We start from the raw sequence: 5,162 nt of genomic DNA on the forward strand, positions 1-5,162 counted from the left end.
TGAGCTGAGATTAATCCGCTCGAACCTCATGATAAGCTCGCGACAGGTTTCAGCGGATAGGCGCAAGGTTTCCCCTTGATCGAAAATGCGCTTCTTGCCGTTAGGAATCTCTGCTTCCAGCTCATCTCGCAACCGATGAAACAGGTCGCGCACAGGGTGTGTCGAGGTGGCGCGTTGTTCCGTCAGCCATTGCGTCGTCAGCGGGAACAGCACCGTCCGGCCCTCCGTCATCGCCGTCTCGCGTTTCTTGTCCTCAGTAATTTTGAGGAACATGAATTTGCAGAACTCGAAAAATGCATCAGTGGGAGAGAGTTTTTGCTTTCGCCAGATCAGCTGGTGAGCGGCGTCGAAATGGATGTTCAATGCGGCTGGTGCAACGATGTCGAAGCCAAGAGTGGCCGGCGCCACTGCATCGGCTGACTGATATTTCACCAGCGAACGGAGAGCTGCATAAGGGGGCGAGCCGCTCACAAAATCGCCGAGCCTCAGCGTGAGGGTCGGCAATGCACTATCGTGCTGGTAAAGTGACGTGATGTGTCCGTTGCTGATTATGATCCATCGGATGCGCTCCTCTGCCGGGCGCGTCGCGTTATAGCTGAGCGCATATCCGGCGGCCTGCCCCCACGCCCCCTGAACGCTCTCCGTCGGGTCCTTGGCTTCGACAACGACCTTGACGTGGCCGGTGCTGGCGCGGAGCAGGAAATCGGGGCGGATATTCGCTTGGCGACGCCCCGATGCGACGAGCAGCGGCGGGACTCCCGTTTTTGGTACTACCGCCGTAGCCGGATAGCCGAGGCGATCAAATAGCCTCGCGAGCAAACGGGTTTCGACCTCAGCCTCGTTTCTGAGTTCGTCGCTTCGCAGTCCGAATAATGCGCTGTACGACCTTTGGAAGCGTATTGCCTCCCGCGCACGAAAACACAACCCTGCTAGCTAGGATTCTTTCGAGGGCGGGTTGCAATAGACCAGGTCCGGGTCTCTCCTTTTTCATAGCGCGCGTTCTTGTGCGCTTCGGCGAAGGCGGCAGCGCGAACGCGAATTTCTGACCATTGGAGACGCATTATCCACAGCTAAGACGCGCAAGGCCGCCGAAGCAATGGCGAAGTCGCCGGACCGCTGCTAATCTTTGTGTTGGAGGATATTCGAATGAAGCGTGCCGCCGCCGTCGACGATCGTCAGGGCATGATCCCGATTGACCTCCCTCCCGGTCCCCGGCTGTCGAGCGACGAACGGGCGCGGGACGAATTGCTGGCCATAGTCGAAACGCTGGCATCGGCCCGAACCCAACCGTGGAGCGCGCGGCTGCTAGGCTGGCAATTGCGTCGGTTCGATACGCTCAAGCAGTTGCTGACGCCACTCGAAGCCGCCGCGTTGACGGCCCGCTTCGAAGCGGAGCTGGACCGTCTCGGCCCGCCGGAAGACTAACCCAAAAAAACACTGTCCTACAGCACCCGTTCTGTGTTCCAATATGGTTCATGAAGAACAAATCGAACGAACCAGCTTTAATCTCCTTCGCCCCCGCCGAACTGCGCGCTCGCCATGACGGCTGGACCGCCGAGAAGCAATTGGCCTTCGTCGAGGCGCTGGCCGAGACCGCGTGCGTCGATGCGGCGTGCCGCAGCGTCGGCATGTCCAGCACCTCGGCCTATCGGCTGCGGCGGCGGCCGTGCGGGGCGCCGTTCCGCGAGGCGTGGGACGCGGCGCTCGATTATGCGCTCCACCAGCTCGAGGCGGCGGCGCTGTCGCGGGCGCTCAACGGGGTGCCCCGCCCGTTGTTCTACAAGGGCGAGCAGGTCGGCGAATGGCGCGAATATGACGAGCGGCTGACCATGTTCCTGCTGCGCTATCGCCGCCCGGCGCGCTACGGCGCGTGGCTCGACTGCTTGGCTCCGCCGCTCGACAATGAAAGAGACGACACGGCCGGCATTCTTGACTGGAAACTGGACGAAGTCGCCGAGCGCGCGCCCGCGACCGACGGCAATGAGGCGACCGAATCTCCTCCCGCGGCAGGGGAGTGACTTTGGCAACCTTTCGCGCCTCCGCGGAACCGAAAAACCTATCCGCCGCCGCCGGCAACTGGGCTCCGCCCGCCGCTCGCGTCGACGCTCCACACGCCCGGTCCCGCGAAGACCAAATAGAGGAAGATGAAGCAGAACAGGATCGCGCCCTCGCCGTGGTTGGCGACGGGGTAGATGCTCGCCGGGGCGTGGACCGTCCAATAGCCGATCGCCATTTCGCCCGCGGCGAGGAAGGCGGCGATGCGGGTCTGGAAGCCGACCAGGATCAGGACGCCGACGACCAGCTCGATCAGGCCGGCGATGCCGAACAGGCTGGTCAGCGCCTGCGGGCCGGGCGCGGCGCCGGGCGGGAAGCCGAACAATTTGACCACCGCGTGGCCGATGAACAGCACAGCGGTGACGATGCGCAACACGCCCAGCGCATGCTGTTCGTAGCGGGCAAGGGTGGTGGATGGGATCATCGCTTGCTCCTCGGAGCTTGGCCCCGTGCTTGCCGCGGCCCTACTAGTCAACTCGGTTGGCCGCTGCTAAGGGCCCCACCTTCCAAGCGACAGCATGGGAATTGCGGGAGAGCGCTTCGGCGTTCGCTTAAACCGCTAAACTTGAGACAGAGTGAGGGCGAAAGCCAATGGCAAAGAAAATTACCGGCTATATCAAGCTGCAGGTGCCGGCCGGCATCGCCAATCCGTCGCCGCCGATCGGCCCCGCATTGGGTCAGCGCGGCGTCAACATCATGGAATTCTGCAAGGCGTTCAACGCCGCCACGCAGGAGCTTGAGAAAGCCATGCCGATCCCGACGGTGATTACCGTCTATGCGGACCGCAGCTTCTCCTTCACCACCAAGACGCCGCCGGCGAGCTTCCTGCTCAAAAAAGCGGCGCGGCTGAAGGCGGGCTCGGCCGAGCCGGGCAAGATCAGCGCGGGGACCATCAAGCGTTCGCAGCTGGCCCAGATCGCCGAGCAGAAGATGAAGGATCTGAACGCCAACGATATCGACGCCGCGACGCGGATCATCGAAGGCAGCGCCCGCGCGATGGGCCTCCAGGTTGTGGAGGGCTAAGGACATGGCAAAGCTCACCAAGCGGCAAAAAGCCCTGACCAATGCGGTCGACCGCGAGAAGCATTATGGCGTCGATGAGGCGATCGGGCTGGTCAAGGCCAACGCCACCGCCAAGTTCGACGAGACGGTCGAGATCGCCCTGAACCTGGGCGTCGACCCGCGTCACGCCGACCAGATGGTCCGCGGCGTCGTCTCGCTGCCCAAGGGCACCGGCAAGGACGTCCGCGTCGCGGTGTTCGCGCGCGGCGACAAGGCCGAGGAAGCCAAGAAGGCCGGCGCCGAAGTGGTTGGCGCCGAAGACCTGATGGAGCAGATCCAGGGCGGCAAGATCGACTTCGAGCGGGTCATCGCCACCCCCGACATGATGGGCATCGTCGGGCGCTTGGGCAAAGTGCTTGGTCCGAAGGGGTTGATGCCCAATCCCAAGCTCGGCACGGTGACGATGGACGTCACCAAGGCAGTCACCGACGCCAAATCCGGCCAGGTCGAATTTCGCACCGAGAAGGCCGGCATCATCCACGGTCGAATCGGCAAGGCGAGCTTCCCGGAAGCCGACCTCAAGGCCAATTTCGACGCGTTCATGGACGCCATCATCAAGGCCCGGCCGACCGGCGCCAAAGGCAAGTTCGTCCAGAAGATCGCCGTCAGCTCGTCGATGGGTCCGGGCGTCAGGATTGACGTCGCCGAGGTCGTCGAAAGCTAATCCCGGCACCGTCGAAGCCATCGGTTTCGCGCCGATCAGGGCAAAGTCGCGGCGTTCGCCGTGCGGTAGCTGCGGTTCGCAGATTGCCCGGTTGCGCGCCCGCGATGTCCCCTGGCTAATAAGCCAAGGGGAGTTGTTGGGATGAAATATTACAGATTGCTGGCGTCGGCGGCGCTGCTTGGGATGGCGACGGCGTGCACGTCGGGCTCAAACCCGCAGGCGTCGCCCCGGAGCGTTGCCGACACGGTCGATCCGACGCTTCCGACGCAGCTTCCCCGCACCGCGATCCCGAGCCATTACGCGATCGAGATCACGCCGCACGCTGAACGTCTGACGTTCGACGCCAAGGTCACAATCGATCTGAAGGTGATCAAGGCGACGAGCGCGCTGGTGCTCAACGCCGCCGACCTCAATATCGCGTCCGCGACGCTGTCCGCCGATCATGGCCAGCCTTTGATGGCCACGGTTAGCACCGATGCCGAGGCCCAGACCGCGACGCTCGATTTCGGGCATGCGCTGAAAACCGGCACCTACCGGCTCGACATTGCCTACGCTGGCAAGATCAACACCCAGGCCAACGGCTTGTTCGCGCTCGATTACACCAATGTCGACGGCAAACCGGCCCGAGCCCTGTTCACTCAATTCGAAGCGTCGGACGCGCGGCGCTTCGTGCCGAGCTGGGACGAACCCGACTACCGCGCGACCTTCGATCTCACGGCACGCGTGCCCCGCGCCGATATGGCCGTCAGCAACATGCCGTCGGCCTCATCGCGGGAAATCGATGGCAGCCTCAAGGAAGTGAAGTTCGAGACATCGCCGTCGATGTCCTCCTACCTCTTGTTCTTCGCGGCCGGCGACCTCGAGCGCATCACCAAGAAGGTCGGCGATCGTGAAGTCGGCATCGTCATGTCGCGCGGCAATGGCGACAAGGCGCGCTACGCGCTCGACGCTGAAGCGCAGATCCTGCCATATTATGACGATTATTTTGGCCGACCCTATCCACTTCCCAAGCTCGACAATGTCGCCGGCCCGGGCCAGTCGCAATTCTTCGGAGCGATGGAAAATTGGGGCGCGATCTTCACCTTCGAGAAGATCCTGTTGCTGGACCCGGCCATTTCGAGCGAAGCCAACAAGCAATCGATCTTCAGCGTCGAAGCGCACGAGATGGCGCACATGTGGTTCGGCGATCTCGTCACGATGGCGTGGTGGGACGATCTGTGGCTCAACGAGGGCTTCGCCAACTGGATGGAGAACCGGACAACCCAGCATTTCCACCTGGACTGGGGCGCCGATGTCGAGCACGTCGCCAATCGCGAAAAGGCGATGGACCTCGACTCATTCCAGACCACCCACCCGGTCGTCCAAAGGATCCGCACGGTCG

Annotated in this window: 7 protein-coding genes; 5 read left to right on the plus strand and 2 right to left on the minus strand. The window is 62.7% G+C overall.

Annotated elements, in window-relative coordinates:
* On the minus strand, positions 1-924 hold a 924-nt coding region (locus RMO25_RS09190; protein ID WP_309662304.1), incomplete at its 3' end, for a hypothetical protein.
* Between the two features lie 222 nt (positions 925-1,146).
* Here RMO25_RS09190 and RMO25_RS09195 point away from each other — a divergent pair.
* The gene (locus RMO25_RS09195) at positions 1,147-1,425 is read left to right on the plus strand and encodes a hypothetical protein (RefSeq protein ID WP_309662305.1); all 279 of its coding nucleotides are present in this window, start codon (positions 1,147-1,149) and stop codon (positions 1,423-1,425) included.
* Positions 1,426-1,475: 50 nt separating this feature from the next.
* The gene (locus RMO25_RS09200) at positions 1,476-2,018 is read left to right on the plus strand and encodes a hypothetical protein (protein WP_309662306.1); all 543 of its coding nucleotides are present in this window, start codon (positions 1,476-1,478) and stop codon (positions 2,016-2,018) included.
* A 38-nt stretch (positions 2,019-2,056) separates the two neighbouring features.
* Here the strand turns inward: RMO25_RS09200 and RMO25_RS09205 are convergent, their stop codons facing one another.
* The gene (locus RMO25_RS09205) at positions 2,057-2,479 is read right to left on the minus strand and encodes a DoxX family protein (protein WP_309662307.1); all 423 of its coding nucleotides are present in this window, start codon (positions 2,477-2,479) and stop codon (positions 2,057-2,059) included.
* Between the two features lie 167 nt (positions 2,480-2,646).
* Between RMO25_RS09205 and rplK the strand changes: the two genes are divergently transcribed.
* The 3 genes from rplK to RMO25_RS09220 form a co-directional block, all read left to right on the plus strand.
* Entirely contained in the window at positions 2,647-3,078 is a 432-nt protein-coding gene (gene rplK, locus RMO25_RS09210) for a 50S ribosomal protein L11 (protein WP_309662308.1), read from the plus strand.
* Between the two features lie 4 nt (positions 3,079-3,082).
* Positions 3,083-3,781: a 50S ribosomal protein L1 gene (gene rplA / locus RMO25_RS09215; protein ID WP_309662309.1), complete on the plus strand. Its 699-nt coding sequence runs from the start codon at positions 3,083-3,085 to the stop codon at positions 3,779-3,781.
* Positions 3,782-3,922: 141 nt separating this feature from the next.
* Positions 3,923-5,162, plus strand: a 1,240-nt coding sequence (locus tag RMO25_RS09220; protein WP_309662310.1) for a M1 family metallopeptidase, incomplete at its 3' end; no start/stop codon positions are given.

This window comes from Sphingomonas sp. (genome assembly GCF_031361285.1).
GTDB lineage: Bacteria > Pseudomonadota > Alphaproteobacteria > Sphingomonadales > Sphingomonadaceae > Sphingomicrobium.

Coding starts and splice junctions, on each gene's coding strand:
- RMO25_RS09195 (WP_309662305.1), top strand. CDS start 1,147: ATGAAGCGTGCCGCCGCCGTCGACGATCGTCAGGGCATGATCCCGATT.
- rplK (WP_309662308.1), top strand. CDS start 2,647: ATGGCAAAGAAAATTACCGGCTATATCAAGCTGCAGGTGCCGGCCGGC.
- RMO25_RS09200 (WP_309662306.1), top strand. CDS start 1,476: ATGAAGAACAAATCGAACGAACCAGCTTTAATCTCCTTCGCCCCCGCC.
- rplA (WP_309662309.1), top strand. CDS start 3,083: ATGGCAAAGCTCACCAAGCGGCAAAAAGCCCTGACCAATGCGGTCGAC.
- RMO25_RS09205 (WP_309662307.1), bottom strand. CDS start 2,479: ATGATCCCATCCACCACCCTTGCCCGCTACGAACAGCATGCGCTGGGC.